The 18830-nt window shown below is 56.5% G+C and carries 17 protein-coding genes; all 17 read right to left on the bottom strand.

Features of this window, described 5'->3' with window-relative positions:
• Positions 1-96: 96 nt before the first annotated feature.
• The 17 genes from IE156_RS16275 to IE156_RS16195 all read right to left on the bottom strand — a co-directional run bounded on the left by IE156_RS16275 (position 97) and on the right by IE156_RS16195 (position 18617).
• Positions 97-1134, bottom strand: a complete 1038-nt coding sequence (locus IE156_RS16275) for a TRAP transporter substrate-binding protein (RefSeq protein WP_189393695.1) — start codon at positions 1132-1134, stop codon at positions 97-99.
• Between the two features lie 139 nt (positions 1135-1273).
• Positions 1274-2563 carry a TRAP transporter large permease gene (locus IE156_RS16270; RefSeq protein ID WP_189393694.1) on the bottom strand — a complete coding sequence of 430 codons (1290 nt, stop codon included), beginning with the start codon at positions 2561-2563 and terminating at the stop codon, positions 1274-1276.
• 15 nt (positions 2564-2578) lie between these two features.
• Positions 2579-3082: a TRAP transporter small permease gene (locus IE156_RS16265; RefSeq protein ID WP_189393693.1), complete on the bottom strand. Its 504-nt coding sequence runs from the start codon at positions 3080-3082 to the stop codon at positions 2579-2581.
• Positions 3083-3719: 637 nt separating this feature from the next.
• Positions 3720-4451 carry an SDR family NAD(P)-dependent oxidoreductase gene (locus IE156_RS16260; RefSeq protein ID WP_189393692.1) on the bottom strand — a complete coding sequence of 244 codons (732 nt, stop codon included), beginning with the start codon at positions 4449-4451 and terminating at the stop codon, positions 3720-3722.
• 21 nt (positions 4452-4472) lie between these two features.
• Positions 4473-4874: a Zn-ribbon domain-containing OB-fold protein gene (locus IE156_RS16255; protein WP_189393691.1), complete on the bottom strand. Its 402-nt coding sequence runs from the start codon at positions 4872-4874 to the stop codon at positions 4473-4475.
• A complete protein-coding gene (locus IE156_RS16250) occupies positions 4874-6055 on the bottom strand; it encodes a thiolase family protein (protein ID WP_189393690.1) in 1182 nt (393 codons plus the stop codon). Before IE156_RS16250 ends, IE156_RS16255 begins: the two co-directional genes overlap by 1 nt.
• Positions 6056-6059: 4 nt before the next feature.
• Positions 6060-7691 (bottom strand): AMP-binding protein, encoded by a 1632-nt coding sequence (locus tag IE156_RS16245; protein ID WP_189393689.1) that lies wholly within the window; start codon positions 7689-7691, stop codon positions 6060-6062.
• Between the two features lie 19 nt (positions 7692-7710).
• Positions 7711-8193: an aromatic-ring-hydroxylating dioxygenase subunit beta gene (locus IE156_RS16240; protein WP_189393688.1), complete on the bottom strand. Its 483-nt coding sequence runs from the start codon at positions 8191-8193 to the stop codon at positions 7711-7713.
• A 2-nt stretch (positions 8194-8195) separates the two neighbouring features.
• Positions 8196-9530, bottom strand: a complete 1335-nt coding sequence (locus tag IE156_RS16235; protein WP_189393687.1) for an aromatic ring-hydroxylating dioxygenase subunit alpha — start codon at positions 9528-9530, stop codon at positions 8196-8198.
• A 24-nt stretch (positions 9531-9554) separates the two neighbouring features.
• The gene (locus IE156_RS16230) at positions 9555-10523 is read right to left on the bottom strand and encodes a PDR/VanB family oxidoreductase (protein ID WP_189393883.1); all 969 of its coding nucleotides are present in this window, start codon (positions 10521-10523) and stop codon (positions 9555-9557) included.
• Between the two features lie 325 nt (positions 10524-10848).
• Entirely contained in the window at positions 10849-11637 is a 789-nt protein-coding gene (locus tag IE156_RS16225) for a cyclase family protein (RefSeq protein WP_189393686.1), read from the bottom strand.
• A gap of 250 nt (positions 11638-11887) precedes the next feature.
• Positions 11888-12916 (bottom strand): carbon-nitrogen hydrolase family protein, encoded by a 1029-nt coding sequence (locus IE156_RS16220; RefSeq protein ID WP_189393882.1) that lies wholly within the window; start codon positions 12914-12916, stop codon positions 11888-11890.
• Between the two features lie 15 nt (positions 12917-12931).
• Entirely contained in the window at positions 12932-13855 is a 924-nt protein-coding gene (locus IE156_RS16215) for a fumarylacetoacetate hydrolase family protein (RefSeq protein WP_189393685.1), read from the bottom strand.
• A 94-nt stretch (positions 13856-13949) separates the two neighbouring features.
• Positions 13950-15074, bottom strand: a complete 1125-nt coding sequence (locus IE156_RS16210; protein ID WP_189393684.1) for a cupin domain-containing protein — start codon at positions 15072-15074, stop codon at positions 13950-13952.
• Positions 15075-15095: 21 nt separating this feature from the next.
• Positions 15096-17432, bottom strand: coding sequence for a bifunctional salicylyl-CoA 5-hydroxylase/oxidoreductase (locus IE156_RS16205; RefSeq protein ID WP_189393683.1), 2337 nt, complete (start codon positions 17430-17432; stop codon positions 15096-15098).
• 129 nt (positions 17433-17561) lie between these two features.
• Positions 17562-18005, bottom strand: a complete 444-nt coding sequence (locus tag IE156_RS16200) for an acyl-CoA thioesterase (protein ID WP_189393682.1) — start codon at positions 18003-18005, stop codon at positions 17562-17564.
• 96 nt (positions 18006-18101) lie between these two features.
• Positions 18102-18617, bottom strand: coding sequence for a MarR family winged helix-turn-helix transcriptional regulator (locus IE156_RS16195; RefSeq protein WP_189393681.1), 516 nt, complete (start codon positions 18615-18617; stop codon positions 18102-18104).
• Between the last annotated feature and the right edge of the window lie 213 nt (positions 18618-18830).

Below are 18830 nucleotides of genomic sequence, written 5' to 3'. Positions count from 1 at the left end.
AGCCTGGCTTTGCTGCGCATCGATCACTGCCAATAAAAAACCCCGCTCTCCTTTTGGAGAGCGGGGTTAGGCCAATAGCTCGCCTCTAACGGTTTATTACTTGGCAGCGCTCAGCTCTTTGATCTGCTCGCGGAAATAGGCCAGAGCGGCTTTACCGTCTACGCCTTTCTTGTCGGCGGCTTTAATCCAGTTTTCTTCAACAAAGGCCAGACGCTCTTGCAATTGGGTGGCGGCCTCGCCTTCGATACGCAGGGTCTTCAGGCCCGCTGCGGTGTGCTTTTCAATGGCTTGCTGTTCGGCAACCTGCCATTTGGTACCGAAGTCGTTGGCAATCCATTCGCCGCTGATTTTTTCGATGGCAGCACGGTCTTGTTCAGACAGGCTCTTCCATTTGCGTTCGTTCATGAACATGTACTGGCTGGATTTGCCAAAGCCACCTTCCACGGACACGGCGGTCTTGACCAGTTTGTCCAGTTTCCAGTTATCCAGCTGGTCGTACTGGAAGTACATGCCGTCGATCACGCCACGCGACAACATTTCGTAGCTGTCCGATGCCGGTGCGTTCACGGTCACGATGCCCAGGGCTTTGCCGATGGCATCAAACAGGGGGCTAGGCGAACGCAGTTTTTTACCTTTCAGGTCTTCAATGCTTTGCACATTGTCCTGGCTGGTGAAAATTACGGTGGCAGGGCTGGTCCACATACCCAGCAACTTCACGCCTTTGTGTTCGTCCGCACCCATCATGAATTTTTCGTAGGTGCGCCAGTAGGCGACCGAGTTCACGCCACCGTCATCGGTGGTGAAGGGCAGTTCGGCAATCTCGATCAGCGGGAAGCGGTTGGCTGTGTAGCTGTGCACCGACATGCCCATGTCCGCAATACCGTTACGCACCAGATCCAGGTGAGCTTGAGGTTTGCCCAGCGCGTTGATGAACTCAACTTTCACACGGCCTTCGGTGGCTTTTTCCACTTCCTGGGCCCAGGGTTCGAACATATTGGTCACGATAAAGTGGCCTGGGGGCATCCACTGGGAAAAACGCAGGGTAGTGACTTCAGCGGCAACCGAAGGCATGGTCGGTGCCAGGGCGGCGGCTGCCAGGCCCAGGCTCAAGGCCAATTTCTTAAAAACACGCATCTCGACTCCTCGTAAATTATTTTGCTGCCGGGCCATGACAACCCGACGTCTTGGCCGCTTGAAAGACTGACAACAGGACTGGGCCTGCATGCTCAGCGGCTTTACTGCTGCCTGGATCACACCTGCATCCGGGCCAGGTTTACATACTGTTCGGGATGACCAGAACAATCCAAGGGACAAACACCAGCAACAACAAACGCAAGATATCCATCATGACAAAGGGTGTAACACCCCGGATGATGGTGCCCAAAGGAACATCAGGCATCACGTTTTTGATCATGAAAATATTCAGGCCCAGGGGCGGGGTAATCAGGCTGATTTCAGCCGCCACCACCACGATGATTCCGAACCACACCAGGTCAAAGCCCAAGGAGGCTACGATCGGGTAGAAGATCGGCACGGTCAGCATGACCATGGACATGGTTTCCAGGAAGCAACCCAGAACCAGGTAAATGGCACAAATAATCAGGATCACCACAATGGGCGAGACATCAATGCCCTGGATGAAACCCAGCAATTGATTGGGCAGGCCCGCTACCGTCAGGAAGTTGGTGAATACCAAAGCACCGATCACCAGGGCAAACATGATGGCCGTGGTTTGCGCCGCTTCAATCAGCACCGTCAGGTACATGCGTGGCTGCCAGCCACGGCGCTTCAAGGTCAGCAAGAAGGTCGCTGCAGCACCAATACCCGCTGCTTCGGTCGGGGTGAAAACACCACCGTAGATACCACCCATGATCACCACAAACAGCACGGTGATGGCCATCACACCTTTGGTGGCCTCAAAGCGCTCGCGCCAGCTGGCTTTTTCACCAGGACGGCCCAGGTTGGGGTTGATCGCGGTAATGATCATGACCGTAATCAGATACATCAGCATGGCGACCATGCCGGGCAAAAAGCCAGCGGCAAACAGCTTGCCAATGTCGGTCTCGGTCAAGATACCGTAGACCACCATCATCACGCTGGGCGGAATCAAAATGCCCAAGGTGCCGCCCGCTGCAATACTGCCAGTGGCCAGGCGGTCGTCGTAGTTGTACTTGCGCATATTGGGCATGGCCACGCGACCCATGGCCGCTGTAGTAGCCATACTGGAGCCACAAAGCGCGCTAAAGGCACCACAGGCAACAATAGTCGCCATGGCCAGACCACCACGCAAATGACCAATAAAGGCGTTAGCGGCTTTGTACAGGTCTTTGGACAGGCCCGAGGCGTTCACCAGATTGCCCATCAGAATGAACAGCGGCAAAACGGTAAAGCTGTAGCTCATTGCGGTGTCATAGCTGGTCTGCGCCGCCATGCTCAAGGCCGCTTCCATGCCTGTGAAAAAAGCAAAACCCAGCGTGCCAACCAGCAGCATGCCCCAGGCAATGGGCAAACCCAAAAACAAGCTACCCAAGAGGACAGCCAGTCCGATAATAGAAATCAACATGAAAAAACTCCGTCTTTATCGGCGGGGAGAGCGAAAAACCTGAAGCAACGCAGCCAGAGTGGCGATGCCGGTCATGATGGCAATGATGTAGGCGAATGGGGCGATGGGCACTTGCAAGGCATTGCTCATATCACCGTAGCCGGCCAGCTCATTGGCGTGATTCCACAGGTACACAGTCAGCACAGCTAACATGACCGTGGACGTGACATTAATCACGAATTGCTGGATACGACGGGCCATAGGGCCCAGCCAGGCATCAATCAGACTGACGGTTAAATGCTGCTGGTGCCAGGTGACACGCGGCAAGGCCGCAAAAATCAGCACGCCCAGCAAGAGTTCGCTGGCTTCATACGCACCCAATAAAGGGGCATGGAATACATACCGGCCTATTACATCCACGGTTGTGATCCCTGTCATCAGGACCAAGATGACCACACAGGCAGTATCCAGAATTGTCTCTACAACTCGTACCACTCCACGTGAACGCACCAGCTCCATTCCTGGCAGATCGTCGTTCATTACAGCTCCACTCATTTCGGCCCGGACAGGCCAGTTTTTTGGGTCATCATGCGCCCCTGAAAACAGGGACGCATTGTTATATTTCTGTTCTAAATAGTTTATAGATGAACAAATCCAGGTAAATAGAAAGAAACCCTTAATTCCATCCAAAATCATGGATTCGGGGTTGCGGTCTCACATGGCAAGAAATACGGTCGCAAAGTGTCGCTATCACTCTGTTCAAGAGCTGGGGTAAACCCGGTGGAACCGGCGCGCACATTGGCTTCGGCCCCTATCAAGCAGGATGAGATTAACGCTTGAAAGTGACAAAAAACCACTAAAAGGCCGGTTTAGACCCCTAGCAACTCACGTAGAAAGAGTGAAGTCAGTTTCTTTCAGACAACAAAAAAAGAGTACGTAATGGAACGGCCTCTCGATAGTTGGGCATAGAGCCCACCGTTTGTGGAGTCGCTCAGATACATCCTTGTATTAAGGCAGCCCCTGGCGGGCCATCCAAGGTCCCAAACAACAAACCCCTTGGTTATGAACTGGTCCCGAAGTTAGAGCAGTGTCTAACTGTTGAAATCCAGTGCATTTCCCAAGGGGTTGAATGCCGTGCATAACGATCAGAACAGGATCACCGCACTATCGGGTCTGATCAGATTGTCAGCGTACCCACGCTGGCGCCACCGCAGACATACAGGGTCTGGCCGGTGATGAAGCTGTTTTCAGGGTCCGAGAAGAACATGGTGGCGCGGCTGATATCATCCGCACGGCCCAAACGCTTCACAGGGATGGAGGCGGCCAGCTTGGCTTCGCGTTCGCTGCCGGCTTCGACCACGTCGTAAAACATATTGGTGGTGATGGGGCCGGGGGCAATCACGTTAACGGTAATGCCTTGGTCCGCCAATTCCAGCGCCCAGGTGCGGGCCATGCCCAACATGCCTGCCTTGGTCGCGGCATAGGCGGTACGGGTTTGCAGACCCAGCGCGCCACGCGAGGACATCAATACGATGCGGCCAAAGTGGCGCTCGCGCATGCCGGGAACCACGGCCTGGGTAATCTGCAAGGCAGCGCCCAGGTGAATCTGAGTCAGGCCCTGCAAGTCTTCCAATTTAACCTCATCCAGCAAGGCAGGCCAAATCACGCCAGCGTTGTGGATGAAGTGGGTGACTTCAAAGCGTGCGGCAATATCTTTAGCGGCTTTTTCAGTTGCCACGGCATCCAGCAAATCTACTTGCACGCAGTGCAGACGCTCGTGCGTCCAGGGCAGGACGTTACGCGCCATGCACACCACGGTGTAACCCTGATCCAGCATCTTGCGGCAAATGTCTTCACCAATACCGGTGCTGCCGCCCGTCACGATGGCGGTGTATTGAGCTTGTGTCATCTTGATTGTCTCCAGGCAAATTCAAGGCGCAGGGCGCGCCACCAGCACGGCTACGCCACCGGCATCCAGTTCCAGACTCAGACGCACGTTCTCATCGGCCTGCCCGCCTTCAGGCAAGTGGGCGATGGCAAACGGGCCGCAGTCCAGCTGAACGGTGCCGATACGCCAGGGCAGTCGTGCCTGAAAGTAGGGTTCGTTGCTGTGATGCAAGGTGGTCGTGGCACGCAGCACGCCGGTATCCGCTACGGTTTTCCAGTTCAGCGTGGTGTGCAGGCAATGGCCGCAAACATCGCGTGCGGGGTATTGCACCGTGCCGCAGGACGGGCACACTTGCAGGGCGAATTCGCCGCGCTGGGCGGCCTCGGTCAGTCCGATTGCCGTGGCGCTGCGTGCGCCCGGTGGCAAGATTTGGGTATCGCTCATCACTGCCCCCGTTCCAGCAAGGCCGCAGCAGTACAAATGCCACGGTCGTAGTTAATCATGCCAAAGCCGGACACCAGACCGATGCGGGCATTAGCCACTTGCGTGTCGCCTGCGGTATCGGTCAATTGGCGCAGGGCCTGAACCAGACCCAGATAGCCACCGGCTGCACCGGCTTGGCCTACCGACAGCTGGCCGCCGCTGGTATTGAAGGGAAAGCTGCCATCCACGGTAAAGCTGTTCTTGCGGATGAACTCAGGGCCTTCGCCCTTGGCGCAAAATCCCAGGTCTTCAAACTGCAAGACGTTGATAACGGGATAGTCATCGTAGGTTTCCATGAAACCCACGTCTGCCGGGCTAAGGCCCGCGTGTTCATAGAAGGCGTCCTTATCCATGGCCCAACCACCGCGATGCTGCACAGCGTCTTCCGGGAAGGCGTTGTGACGTTCGATGGTGGAGCGGATACGCACATAAGACAGGCCCAGTGCTTCAGCCTGCTCACGGCGCATGACCAGGTAGCCTTCGGCTCCGGCGCAGGGCATCACGCAATCGAACAGATGGATAGGGTCAGCAATGACGCGTGCCTCCATGTACTGTTCCAGCGTCAGCGGTTTTTTCATCAAGGCGTGCGGGTTGCGCAGCGCATTGTCGCGCTGGGCGACGCACAGCTTGCCGAAGTCTTCACGCGTGGCACCGTAGTGACGCATGTAGTAGTCCGTCAGCAGCGCAAAGCTGGCATTGGGACCACCGGCACCGTAAGGGTAGACGGCATCCTGCGAGAAACGCGAAAAGCCCGACACCGTGTTCTTGAAGGACTCACGCTGATTGGTATCGCCGGCAATACACGCCACAATCGACGCATCACCACACTGCACAGCGCGAGCCGCACGACGCATGGCTACCACGCCGCTGGCCCCACCCATAGGAATATGGTCCAGCCAGCGCGGGCTCATCTGAAAATGCTGCATGACGCCTACAGCAGTGTCCGAGCCCAGCGTGAAGCTGGACACGCACACGCCGTCTACATCGGCTTTCTTCAGGCCGGATTGGGCCAGCAACTGGCCCAATGCCGCACCCAGCCACCAATGGGCAGTCTGCTCGGAATGGCGCTCGTAAGGGATGGTTACCGGAGCAACCAGCACCACATCGTCGTAGCCCAGGCGGGCTTGTTGCGGCAAGGCCATGGGCTTAGGCCTCCTGACGTTTTTTCAGGTGATTCGTGTTCACGCAGGCTGGGTTTTCCAAGGCGGCCAGAGCAACCGTTTTCAGCTCACCGCGCTGAATCTTGTTGGTCGAGGTCAGCGGCAGGGCATCCACAAACAGGACGTAACCGGGCACCTTGAAGTAGGCCAGCTGGGTCAACCCCCACTGCACTATTTCCTGGGCAGCCTGTTCGCGCTGTTCCTGGGTTTCGATTGGATTGTGGGGTACCACCAGCGCCATCACTTCGTCGCCACGGATCGCGTCAGGCACGGCGGCCACGGCAATGGAACGCACCAGTGGGTGCTGCTGCATGATGTTTTCCACTTCCACGGCAGCGATGTTCTCGCCACTGCGACGGATCACGTTCTTTTTGCGGTCCACAAAGTGTAGGTAGCCTTCTTCGTCACGGCAAACAATGTCGCCCGTGTGGAACCAGCCGCCTTCCCAGGCTTCGTCAGTCGCTGCTGGATCTTTCCAGTAGCCGGAGAAAAAGCCGTAACGTGGGTTGTCACCCGCCGAGCGCACCAGCAGCTCGCCGTTTTCACCGGCTTGGGCCGGTTCGCCATCGTCTTTACGCAACAGCACTTCCACGACGGGCATTTCCTTGCCGAAGCAGGAAGTGCCGATGTGACGTGGCTCGTGGTTGGCGATGATGCTGGCACCCGCGCCGGTTTCGGTCATGGCCCAGGCTTCCAGCAGGGGGAAACCAAAGCGCTCTTCAAAGATAGGATGCAGACCACGGTCCACACCGGCGCCAAAGCCAAAGCGCACGCTGTGTTCACGGTCTTTTTCGCTGGCGGCCGCCTTCATCAGAATGGCTGGCATCACGCCCAGGTAATGCACCACGGTTGCTCCGGAATCGCGCACCGAATCCCACCAGCTGCGTGGGTGGAAACGGTCCAGAGAGATCAGACAACCGCCGGTCTTAATCATGGCCATCGTCGAGCAGGCCATCGCATTCATGTGGAACAGAGGCAACGGGGTCAGCATGCGCTCTTTGCCATGCTCCAGCGAAACCAGGCCGCCAATGTCGCGATACCACTCACCGGCGTAATGGAAGTACTGGTTGGCCAGCATGCAGCCCTTGGGGCGGCCTGTGGTGCCAGAGGTGTACAGCAGGGCACATTCGCTGTTTTCATCAGGAATGTCACAGGAACGGGAGGCGGCGCGCTCCACCATAGGGGGCACATCACCATCGGCCATGATGGCAAACGGCTGACCGGCACGCTGAGCCGCTTCCACCAGATCCTGGTGACGACTGGGCAGGGCAATCGCCATGATCATTTCCGAATGGCCGATCAGGTATTCCAGCTCGGCAGCACGCAGATCCGGGTTGATCGGCACAATAGACACACCCAGGCTGTTCAGTGCAAACCAGTGCAGGAAGAACACCGGGCGGTTTTCCAGCAGGATACCGACACGGTGGCCGTGGCCGTAGCCAGCGGCGGCGTAACCAGCGCGCAAGGCGTCGATACGCTCCAGAGCCTGACCATAGGTCAGCTCGCCCGCTTCAATACCGTAGATCTCGGCGGTCTCAGGCAGGGTACATACAAATGGCTTGTCGCCCCATTGTTGGGCGGTGTCTCGAAAAGCCTGGTAGACCGTGGTGTTGGCCATCAAAAATTCTCCTGTCCTGTCACATAAACAACTGGATATTGCCGAAAGGCGCGTCGCAATTAAGCAGATCCACCCGTTTCAGACGGATCTTCAAAGCGTCGTCCTGGCGCACCAGGGTATAGGTATTCCAACCTACATAAATGTCTTGGTTGTCGCCGCGCGTTTCCGTGTAGTGGAAGGCACAACGCACCGTGTATTCGCCTTTTTCTTCGTCCATGCTTTCCACAGTGGGCTGCTGGATCAAATGATGGCTGCGGCTTTTGGGCTGCTGAGAAAAGGTACGGCGGCCTGCCAGACGTTCCACACGGATACGCAGCAAGAGCTTGTCCTCGTGCATCAGAGACGCATGCAAACGGGCGTCTTGCTGATCGTGCACCAAGGGCATCCAGTAGTAGCCATCCTCTGTGAACAGGTCGAGCCATTGCTCGTAGCGCTGTTCGTCCAGCAGGCGGGCTTCCGCATACACAAAATCGATCAGGGCCTGACGGCTGATTTCGCTCATGGTCATTCCTCTTCTTGTTTAGCCTGCTGCTCGGGCAGCATGAACTTCAACCAGGCACGGAACTGGGCGCGCATCTGCATTTCGCTGGTGCCGTTGATCACCACGTTCTTTTGCTGGTCTTCGTCTTTTTCCACCAAACGGGCCAGGTTCATCCAGTCGCGACCACGCGACTGCAAACCTTGCTGGGCACGTTCGTACATTTCCAGATCATCGTGGCCGACCATAGAGGTCGGTGCGTTGATCAGGCGGTTGTACATCAGGGTACGTTCCAGGAAGGTGTCAGGCGCACCCACCAGACGGAAGGTCCAGGACTCCACCAGGGTTTTATCCGCTGCAATGGGCTTGAACAAACGCAAGGTCTGGATCGGGCCTTTGACCATGATGTTGGGGAAATAACAGGTGTTGTGACGCGTATCGCCCAAAATGGCTTTGGCGCGTTCTTCCCCATAGGTTTCAACCATCTGATCCCAGTAGCCAGGGATTTCCGAGTAATCAGCATGGATGGAATTGCTGACGCCGGTATGGCCGTGGCCGTTTTCCCAGACACGAATGCCCATGCCTTCGTAGAACTCGTAAGGCGACATGAAAGGGGCAAACAATTCCACAGCCATAGGCTTGGGGGTACCCGCAGGGGCGGCTTCCCAGGCTTTCACGGCGGTACCCGCCGAAGACTCATGCGCCACCATGGGGTGACAGGTATCGGTCTGGTTATCGACCAGCATTTTCCAGTTGCACTGGTGCATGTAGCGCATCACACCACCGGCCACTTCCAGGCGGCCTTCAGGCGAGCGATCCACCATATTGTCGATAGTGCTCAGGGACTCGCCAAAGAAGTCTTCAAAGCTCACGCCTTCGTCAGCCAGACGACAGAACACGAAATCGCGGTACACCTGCACGTTCTGGACAGCGGCCATGCCTTTGCTGCCTTCGGTACATTCAAAGCCGGTGTTCTCGTAGCCTTTCTTCAAGGGGATGGACAGCAGGGAGCCGTCGGTCTTAAAGGTCCAGGCATGGTAGGGACAACGGAAGAATTTGCCCGTATTGCCACAGGTCTCGCCGGCCACTTGCACGCCTTTGTGCGGGCAACGGTTGTAGAGCACGCGGATGCTGTCATCGGTATGACGCACCATAATGACGGACTCATTACCAACCGTGGTGGTGTAGAAGTCGCCTTTATTGGGCACTTGGCTGGCATGACCAACGTAGACCCAGGTATTGACGAACAGCTGCTCCATCTCCAGTTCAAACAGCTCCTGGCTGATGTACAAATCCTTGTGGACCTCGGCCTCGCGTACTAATTCGCGGATGGCCTGGGGGTTCTCACGATATTTTTCCATCATGTTCTCCGTCGCCCTTGGGCTTTATAGATCCAGCACCAGACGCGGGGTCTTGGCACGGGAAATACAGATCTGGATGACCTTGTTGCTGGCTTTTTCCGAGTCACTCAAGAAGTAGTCGCGGTGGTCAACCTCGCCTTCGATCACATCGCAGGTACAGACGCCGCACTCGCCGCGCTTGCAGTCGATCATGGGGTCCAGGCCCTGCTCTTCCATCACATCCACAATGGTCTTGTCGGCAGGAATCTGCAGGGTCACACCGCTTTGGCGCAGTTCCACTTCAAAAGGCTGGTCGCCTTCCTGCGGAGCCGCCGTAATAAACAGCTCAAAGTGAACATGGTCTGTTGGCCAGCTACGCTGTTTACAGGCCTCGATCACGGCATCAATCATGCCTTTGGGGCCACACACATAGATATGCTGGTCTTTGGACAAACCATCCAGCAAGGTATTCAGGCAGAAACGGCTGTCGCTGTCGTCGGCATAGTGGCGCAGGGCCGGGCCGGACAGGGCGCTCAGTTCATCCAGAAAAGCCAGCTGTTCCAGGCTACGACCGGCATAGTGCAGCTGGTAAGGGCGACCTTGGTGATGCAGGGCCGCCGCCATGCTGGCAATTGGGGTGATACCGATACCACCGGCAATCAGCACGGTTTCGGTTTCGCCATTTGCAGCCGCATGCAGGGGGAAGTCGTTCTTGGGGCCAGCCACGCGCAGCGTATCGCCCACTTTCAGGCCGTGCATAAAGCGCGAACCACCCGAGCTATTGTCTTCCAGACGCACGCCCAGACGGTAGCGGGTCGGACCCGACTCGGTGTCTGCTTCCAGCGAAATCAGGGAATAACAGCGGTGATCGTTCAGATCCGGAATCTGCACCTGCAGGTGCGAGCCGGGAGCAAACGCGGGCAAGGAACCAGCCTGGGCAGGCTCGAGCGTAAAACTGCGAATCAGCGGGGATGCGTTCTGGATGTCCCGGATGACGAGTTCAAAAGTATCCATCATGTGCCTACCATTGAGCATGACTACATCAATTACCCAGCCGAAAAGGCCAAGCCATGTCATGATGTAACGCCTAGTGCGGCAAGGGGACGGTATCGCGGGCCCAAAGGGCTGCGTGTGACTCGTCGGCTGTCTCCGCTAAAACCGGCTGTCTGACACCAAAACTGGCTGTACGGCTGGATCTCTATTCATTCTTGTAAATTTATTTTATTGATGAATAGTTTACGGATCAATATATACCGCTGAATATAATGGAAAACCACTAGGTGAGAAAACAGCAGAACCGTGCTGCGCACCGTTCTGCCACTTTCCCACCATTTTCAGCTTACTGGGCGACCAGTGCAACCACGCGCAATGGGCTGCCGGAACCGCCTTCAATCTTCAGAGGGGCCGACATAATCAGTGCACCTTGAGGGGGCAACTGATCCAGATTGCACAGACACTGCAAACCGTAACGGTTAGCACCGTGCATCAGGGTGTGGCAAGGGTAGCCAACGGGCCAGGCGTAGGATTGGCCTGCATCGGTGTTGATGGTTTCAACGCCAAAACCGTGAACCTTGCGCTCGTGAATCATCCACTCCACCGCTTCCTGGGCTGGGCCAGGAGTGTGAGCACCGTCTTCGCGCATATTCAGGAACGCCTCAGCGTCGTTCACACGCTTGGACCAATCGGTGCGAAACAGCACCCAGGCGCCTTCAGGGATACGGCCATGTTTGGCTTCCCAGTTCAACAGGAACTCGGAAGTCAGGATGAAGTCTTCATTCTGGGCCACTTCAGCGGAAGCATCGACCACAACGGCCGGGCGCAGGAAGTTATCAACCGGAATGGTGTCAACGGTATTGTCTGGATGATCCTTGCCGGAGATCCAGTGCGCAGGCGCATCAAAGTGGGTACCTGTGTGTTCGCCACAGGTGAAGTTGTTCCAGTACCAGCCTGGGCCATTTTCGTCGTATTGGCTGATGCGCTCAATCGAGAAGCCAGCAGTCTGGCCAAACTGGGGGGGCAACTGCAAAGCAGGGAAACTGGGGGACAGAGTCTGAGTCAGGTCTACGAAACGGACCTGCTTGCTGTCAATCGCCTGAATCAGGCCTGCCAATGGGTGCTTGTCGCTCATTTCATCTCCTACGTGGATCTTATGTCATCGTTATCGTTGCCTGCCCGGTGCGCATGGCGCCCTGCAGGATAGGGATCTGCTGTTTACACAGCCCGGTCCCTCGTCCGGTACTGCCCGGCCTAAGACGAGCAGCTTGCATCCTTAACCACGGCAGCCAGGCTGCAATGGCGATTCTGGCAGACCCGATACCGCCGGGCCTGTCAAAAAACGGTCCCGATCCATCTCTGGAAAGGGACCGTCTTGAACCTTCTTACACTTCCTTGTCGTCCAGAACGGAGAACTCGGCAGGATTCAGGTCTGGCTGGGACGCTGCATCGCCTTCGTAAAAGCGGGCAGGCGTCAAAGCCTTGCGGTTCACACGCAGGTCGAACACGTCAAAACGGTTGTAGTGACCGGTAATGTCGTGCATTTGACGAGGCTGAATGCAGCGCGACAGATCGATGTCGGCGTAGGCAATGCCTTCCTTGTCGATCAGTGCTTCGCCCTGAACGCGGCCGTCGGGGCCAATAATGCCCGAGAACGAACTGTTGGGACGAGCCAGCAACTCGCGTGCTTCGGGGTGGGTAGCAGACATCGCATCCATGATTTCTTCGGATACGGTGGAGCACGCCACAACGGTAAACACTTTGCCTTCAAAGCAATGAGCAGCGGCACGCAGACGAATCGCTTCGGCCATGTCGTAGTCTTTCGGCGCGACGGGCAAAGAGATGTAGCTGGCCACGTGGACCAGTTCACCTTGAGCCAACAGGCTGAAACGAGCCAGCGTATTGGTGTTTTCGCCGCACGCCAAGGCACCCAGCGGGCCGATCGTGGTGTCATGAACACGCATCGAGGAGGCGTCGCCGTTGGCCCAGGTCAGCTTTTCAGCCCAGGTTGGAACCAGTTTGCGGTGACGGCCCAGAATGCGGCCGTCGGCACCAATGGTGACCAGCGTGTTGTAAAGGGTGCCGATGCCAACGGGACTGCGCTCGTTCACACCCAACACCACGTTGACCTTGCGCTGACGACAAACTTGCGCAACCTTCTGGATCTCGGGACCGGGAACTTCGATGGCCGATTTGCACAGGCGCTCGAACCACGGGCTGCCTTCGATCGGGTTCATCACCCAACTCCAGTAGGGGTAACCGGATACGAAAACCTCGGGGAAGGCGATCAGCTCAGCACCGTTGTCGGCAGCTTCATTGATCAGACGACACACTTTCTCGATAGTCGCATTCGTGTCCAGGAACACCGGCGCTGCCTGAACGGCGGCGGCCTTGAACTGACGCAATTCCAGCATCATGCTCTCCTTTACTTAGTTTTGGGGGGTCACGTCCACGATGGGGTGACGCAGTTCGCCAATGCCTTCAACCACAGCGTGCACGACGTCACCAGGCCACATCCACTCTTGAGGAGTACGGCCAGCGCCCACGCCTTCTGGGGTGCCGGTTGCGATGATGTCACCGGGCTCCAGCGTGATACCGGCGCTGATGTCAGCGATCAGGTGGTTCACGTTGAACAGCAGGTGCTTGGTGTTCGAGCTTTGCTTGGTCACACCGTTCAGAGTCAGGCTCAGGTTCAGGTTGTGCGGATCGGTCAGCTCATCAGCGGTCACGATCACAGGACCGAAAGGAGCGTAAGTGTCCTGGCCTTTGGAGTAGATCCACTGACCGGCACGACGGCAGTCGCGGGCGCTCACGTCGATCATGACGGAGTAGCCAAACACGTATTTCAGGGCGTCTTCTTTAGCCACGCGCTGAGCACGGGTGCCCATGATCACGGCCAGTTCAACTTCCCAGTCCATTTGCTGAGTGATGTTCTTGTTGTGCTCGATGGCATCGCCAGGGCCAACAATCGAGGTTGGTGGCTTGGAGAAAATCACAGGCTCTTTAGGCAGTTCTTTGGAGGTGTCCAAAGTACGGCTGGATTCGGCCACGTGTTCCACGTAGTTCAGGCCGATACCAAAGATGTTCTTGCGTGGGCGTGGGATAGGAGCCAACAGCTTGACGTTAGCCAGGGGCAGAGCCACACCAAAAGGCATGTCGTCGGCGTAGGTTTCCAGCAAGCGAGCCGTGGAGGTCACAGCAGCTGGGCCCAGGTCGATGAAATCGAGCATATTGTCAGGCAGCATGTGGCCCGTGGCATCACCCAGGTAACCCAGGTCAATCACCAGATCGCCCACAATGGCACCCAGGCGGCCAGCGGCAGCAACTTCACTACGGTACGTTACAAGACGCATTTCTATCTCCAGATTGGGCCATCTATGCGGATGGCTTAAGTAAATCAGGTCGACCTGCCGGAGCAGGCCGTTCACATAGCTTAATTAAGTAGTCTTACAGCAAGACTTGGTGGCCACCGTTCTCGGCCAGCGCTTCTTCGCGGTACAGATTCAAGGCACGCATCACAGGCAGATCGTGGAACGAGAACAGGCAGGCGTCATCAGACGAAGACCCGTTCACGTGCTCGTGGAACATCCAGGATGGTACGCAGAAAATGTCGCGTTCGCGCCAGTCAAAACGTTTGCCATTGATGATGGAATAGCCTTCACCCTTGGCGCATTGGTAAATAATGCTGCCCGTGTGACGGTGGGCCTTGGTGTGCTCACCAGGACGCAGCATTTGCATGCTGGCGCCAATGGTGGCCATGACAGGGCCGCCGGTCAGCGGGTTGATGTAGTCCATGATGACGCCATCAAACGGGCTGCCATCGGTAACTTTGGCGTAGGCCGACAAGGCTTCGTAGGTTGGCTCCCACTCGTACTTGAGCAGGGGCGAGTACGGTTTTTGCCAGTCGTGCAAAGTCGGTTTCAGGCCACGGCCACCCCAGATACCCACTGCATCATTGACCGGATGGGTCACTGCCTGCGACAGATCAGGATGAACAACGTAAAACCCGGCTTCCAAGGCATTAACCAAGGGAATATCCAGACCATCTTGCCAAACGCACGGCAGGCCATCGGCTTCAACGCCATGCTCGTGCCAGCAGCCGTTAGGCGTCAGCACGAAGTCGTTGGCGCCCAGCGTCATCTTGTGGCCGTCCACGATGGTGTAGGCACCACGGCCTTCCATAATGAATCGCAAGGCCGACGCAGAGTGTGCATGCGCGGAAGCCGCTTCGCCCGGTTTCATGACCTGCAAACCGGAGTACAACCAGCCCACTGCCGCTGCCACATCCTGACGACCGGGGTTGTTCAGGTAAATCACCCGACGACCCGCCTTTTCAGGGCTGACCAGATCCACGGAACGCAACACGTAGTCACGCAGATCGCGATAGCGCCACACAACCGGCACGGACTCGGACTTGGGTTCCCAGGGCTCAATCTTGTTGGCAACAGTCCACAGGGCGGCGGCCTCAAATTTAGTCAAATCCTGGTAGTACTTCACCAATTCGGGCGTGTCCTCAACATTCGCACGACCGAGCACGCTTTCGCGGTGGGAGTCAAAACGTTCTTCCGACATGATGCTGTCTCCTTTCGTGTTTTATGACTTAGCAGGGCCGTCCTGGGCCACTGGCGCACGTTTAGTTTGGCGCTGCAACCAGTCCTTGCCCCATTCGTACTGAACAGGCCAGGCCAGGTCCGTGTAGCCCAAGTCCGCAGCCTGACGTTGTGGCCAGTTCGCTTCGGCCAAAAAGCCACGCGACAAGGCGCACAGGTCAGCACGGCCTGCGGCAATAATGCTGTTGGCGTGATCCGCTTCCATAATCGAGCCCACCGCCATGGTGGCGATACCGGCCTCGTTACGGATACGGTCAGAGAATGGGGTCTGGTACATGCGGCCGTAAATTGGCTGCTGTTCCAGCACCACTTCACCCGAGGACACGTCGATCAGATCGGCACCGGCATGCTTGAACAGGCGGGCAATTTCCACACCGTCGTCCGCCGTGTTGCCGCCTTCGGCCCAGTCTGTTGCCGAGATACGCACCATGATGGGCTTGCTCTCTGGCCAGACGGCGCGGATAGCTGCAAACACTTCCAGCGGGTAAGCCATGCGATTTTCCAGACTACCACCAAATTCGTCACTACGCTGATTAGTCAGCGGCGAGATGAAGCTGGACAGCAGGTAACCGTGGGCGGCTTGCAATTCGATGCAATCAAAACCGGCTTGGTCAGCGCGCTTGGCAGCGGCCACAAAAGCATCACGGATCTCGTCCATCTGGGCGCGAGTGATCTCGGCAGGAACCGCGGTTACGCCAGCCTGGTAGGGCAGAGCCGAGGCCGACACCAAAGGCCAGTTGCCTTCAGCCAACGGCTTATTGGCTTTTTCCCAACCCAGCTGCGTCGAACCACGACGGCCAGCATGACCCAACTGCACACCGATCTTGGCACCTTGTTCATGGGCAAATGCCACGACCGGTTTCCAGGCATTGGCCTGCTCGTCGTTCCACAGACCGGTACAACCGGGGGTGACGCGACCTTCAGGCGTCACTGCCGTCATTTCAGCCATCACCAGGCCAGCACCACCCATAGCGCGGCTACCGTAATGCACCTGGTGCGTAGCACCGGGCACGCCGTCTTGAGCGCTGTAAATCAGGGTAGGCGAGAACACAATACGGTTCTTCAACTGCATATCGCGCAGCTTGAAGGGAGTGAACATGGGCGAAGGGGCTTTTTCACCGTCGGCCAGTTGCAGACCAGCTTCGGTCGCCATCCAGCGCTCGTATTTTTCCAGCCAGGCGGCGTCACGCATACGCATGTTCTCGTGCGAGATGCGCTGCGAACGGGTCAGCATGGAGTAGGTGAACTGCTCGGGCTTCATATTGGCGTAACGGGCCACGTTCTCGAACCATTCGGTCGAGTTGCGGGCAGCGTTCTGAATGCGCAATACGTCAATGCTCCGGGCTGCTTCGTAATCTTTCAAGGCTTCTTCCATGGACTCGTGGTCCATGTGCTTAGCCAGCGTGATGGCATCTTCCAGAGCCAGCTTGGTGCCGGAACCGATAGAGAAGTGAGCGGTGTGGGCTGCATCACCCATCAGCACAACAGGAACCTGTTTACCGGTACCGTAATCTTGCCAATTCACCCACTTATTGCAGATAACGCGTGGGAAGCGGATCCAGATAGCCGAACCGCGCAGGTGCGTGGCGTTGCTGATCAGCTTGTTGCCATCCAGGTGGTCGGCGAACAGGTTTTCGCAGTAGGCAATGGCCTCTTCCTGCGACATCTCACCAATACCGGCTTTCTGCCAGGTCTCTTCAGGCGTTTCCACGATGAACGTAGACAGGCCGTCCTGGAAGCGGTAGGCGTGAGCCTGGAACCAGCCGTGCTCAGTTTCAACAAAGATGAAGTTAAAGGCGTCAAACACCTTTTCCGTACCCAACCAGACAAAGCGGCAGTTACGGGTATCAATGTCAGGCTGAAATACGTCTTCGTGGCGTGTACGAATCGCGCTGTTGATGCCGTCAGAAGCAATCAGGATATCGGCGTTGTATTTGCGGGCCAGTTCGGCCTCGTCAGTCACAACCGTTTCAAAGACCAGGTTGACACCGACCTCTTCACAGCGAGCTTGCAGGATGTTCAGCAATTTCTTGCGACCAATCCCGATAAAGCCATGACCGCTGGAGCGCACGGCGCTACCTTTGAAATGGCACTCAATGTCGTCCCAGTGGTTGAACGCATCACCGATGGTCTGCGCGGACACAGGGTCAGCTTCACGCAGGTTTTCCATGGTCGCGTCCGAGAACACCACACCCCAGCCAAAAGTGTCGTACGGTCGGTTGCGCTCGATCACAAAAACCTCGTTCTGAGGATTCTGCAACTTCATCAGCAAACCGAAATACAAGCCGGATGGGCCGCCGCCAATACATACGATATTCATGATATGTCCGTATGGTCTGAATACATGCTTCTGAGCATAGTATATTTATTAATAAATATTATACAAGTCAACTATTTAAGTCAAAAAAATAGCCGACCTGCATACTGCCTGCCACTACATCAAACTGCGTTATGCATTGCTGTTTTCTTGCTCGGCAATCACATACTCTTGCATGGGATTACGCAGAAAATCAGGGATCGCAATACCCAGGTGCGTCTCCAGCGAGGTGGTCACCACGGTCTGGCGCACTTGCATGCGCAACACACCGTCTTTACCCGTGCAACGCAAACGCAGCTTCAAGGAGCTGTTGCCAATGCGTTCCACACCCAGGCTCATCACCACATCATCACCCATACGGCTGATGGATTTGAACTCGGCCTCAATGTGCACCGAGGGCATACCCACCCGTTTGCTGGTGATCATGTTGTGAAAACCCTCGGGGGTCATGGAGTCGATCCATGCTTCCATCAGGTCGTTAAACATCACAAAGTACTGCGGATAAAAAACGATACCCGCTGGATCGCATTCCGAAAAACGGATGCGATGTTCTTGTTCGTACAGCTTGGAAACCATGTTGTAGACACCTTTTCAGCCAGTGTTTTGTGCGCCTTTATACGGCGCTATCCGCATCCTGCCCGGCGTTAAAAAACCGGCAAGATGCCCCGAATGCTAGCCAGCCGCGCTTTGCAGATGAACCCGTAACAGGCCCAGGTGCTGATGGATGTGCACGACTTCCTCGGAACCCAGACCTTCAAACATTTCTGCAATCCAGTCGCTGTGGGCCTGGGCCATTGCCTCGAAACTGCTTTTGCCCTTGGGGGTGAGACGCAACACCCAAGCACGTCGATCGGTGGGGCTGCTCTGGCGAGACACCATGCCCTCGCGGGCCAGCTCGTCAGTCAGTCCGGTAATATTGCCGCCAGTCACCATCAGATAGCGCGACAACTCGCCCATCTTCAAGCCCTGCGGATAGCGGTACAGCTGGGCCATATAGTCAAAGCGGGCCAGCGAAATATCAAAATTCTGGCGCAGGCGGCGACGAATTTCGTCCTCGATCTGCTTGGTGCAGGTGAGCATGCGCAACCACAATTTCAGGCTGGCGGGGTCCTTGGGGCCGACACGACCCTCAAACCCGGCATCGGCCGGCTCTACCAGGAATTCAAGTGCTGCTTCGCTTTGATTCATATTCTTTTGTCCCCCAAACTTTGGCTAATTCGTTTGACCAACCGGCGGGATATGCTTGCTTGAACAAGTGGCCAAGTAGACACAGGCTGTCTGGCGTTAAAGGCCTTGGGCGCAGTGCCAATCCGAATTTACATTCTACTATGAATATTTTAGAAATAAAGTATTTGGCGGGTTAAAAATGCGTCCTCAAGGGTTTTCACCAAGACCGCCCGA

It is taken from the genome of Alcaligenes pakistanensis (assembly GCF_014652815.1).
GTDB lineage: Bacteria > Pseudomonadota > Gammaproteobacteria > Burkholderiales > Burkholderiaceae_B > Alcaligenes > Alcaligenes pakistanensis.
The sequence above is the reverse complement of the archived record's forward strand: the minus strand, read 5'-3'. Positions and strand labels throughout refer to the sequence as shown.

Bases quoted from the DNA above. Each gene is read 5' to 3' on its own strand.
- IE156_RS16275 (WP_189393695.1), bottom strand. From the start codon at position 1,134: ATGCGTGTTTTTAAGAAATTGGCCTTGAGCCTGGGCCTGGCAGCCGCC.
- IE156_RS16270 (WP_189393694.1), bottom strand. From the start codon at position 2,563: ATGTTGATTTCTATTATCGGACTGGCTGTCCTCTTGGGTAGCTTGTTT.
- IE156_RS16265 (WP_189393693.1), bottom strand. From the start codon at position 3,082: ATGAACGACGATCTGCCAGGAATGGAGCTGGTGCGTTCACGTGGAGTG.
- IE156_RS16260 (WP_189393692.1), bottom strand. From the start codon at position 4,451: ATGACACAAGCTCAATACACCGCCATCGTGACGGGCGGCAGCACCGGT.
- IE156_RS16255 (WP_189393691.1), bottom strand. From the start codon at position 4,874: ATGAGCGATACCCAAATCTTGCCACCGGGCGCACGCAGCGCCACGGCA.
- IE156_RS16250 (WP_189393690.1), bottom strand. From the start codon at position 6,055: ATGGCCTTGCCGCAACAAGCCCGCCTGGGCTACGACGATGTGGTGCTG.
- IE156_RS16245 (WP_189393689.1), bottom strand. From the start codon at position 7,691: ATGGCCAACACCACGGTCTACCAGGCTTTTCGAGACACCGCCCAACAA.
- IE156_RS16240 (WP_189393688.1), bottom strand. From the start codon at position 8,193: ATGAGCGAAATCAGCCGTCAGGCCCTGATCGATTTTGTGTATGCGGAA.
- IE156_RS16235 (WP_189393687.1), bottom strand. From the start codon at position 9,530: ATGGAAAAATATCGTGAGAACCCCCAGGCCATCCGCGAATTAGTACGC.
- IE156_RS16230 (WP_189393883.1), bottom strand. From the start codon at position 10,523: ATGGATACTTTTGAACTCGTCATCCGGGACATCCAGAACGCATCCCCG.
- IE156_RS16225 (WP_189393686.1), bottom strand. From the start codon at position 11,637: ATGAGCGACAAGCACCCATTGGCAGGCCTGATTCAGGCGATTGACAGC.
- IE156_RS16220 (WP_189393882.1), bottom strand. From the start codon at position 12,916: ATGCTGGAATTGCGTCAGTTCAAGGCCGCCGCCGTTCAGGCAGCGCCG.
- IE156_RS16215 (WP_189393685.1), bottom strand. From the start codon at position 13,855: ATGCGTCTTGTAACGTACCGTAGTGAAGTTGCTGCCGCTGGCCGCCTG.
- IE156_RS16210 (WP_189393684.1), bottom strand. From the start codon at position 15,074: ATGTCGGAAGAACGTTTTGACTCCCACCGCGAAAGCGTGCTCGGTCGT.
- IE156_RS16205 (WP_189393683.1), bottom strand. From the start codon at position 17,432: ATGAATATCGTATGTATTGGCGGCGGCCCATCCGGCTTGTATTTCGGT.
- IE156_RS16200 (WP_189393682.1), bottom strand. From the start codon at position 18,005: ATGGTTTCCAAGCTGTACGAACAAGAACATCGCATCCGTTTTTCGGAA.
- IE156_RS16195 (WP_189393681.1), bottom strand. From the start codon at position 18,617: ATGAATCAAAGCGAAGCAGCACTTGAATTCCTGGTAGAGCCGGCCGAT.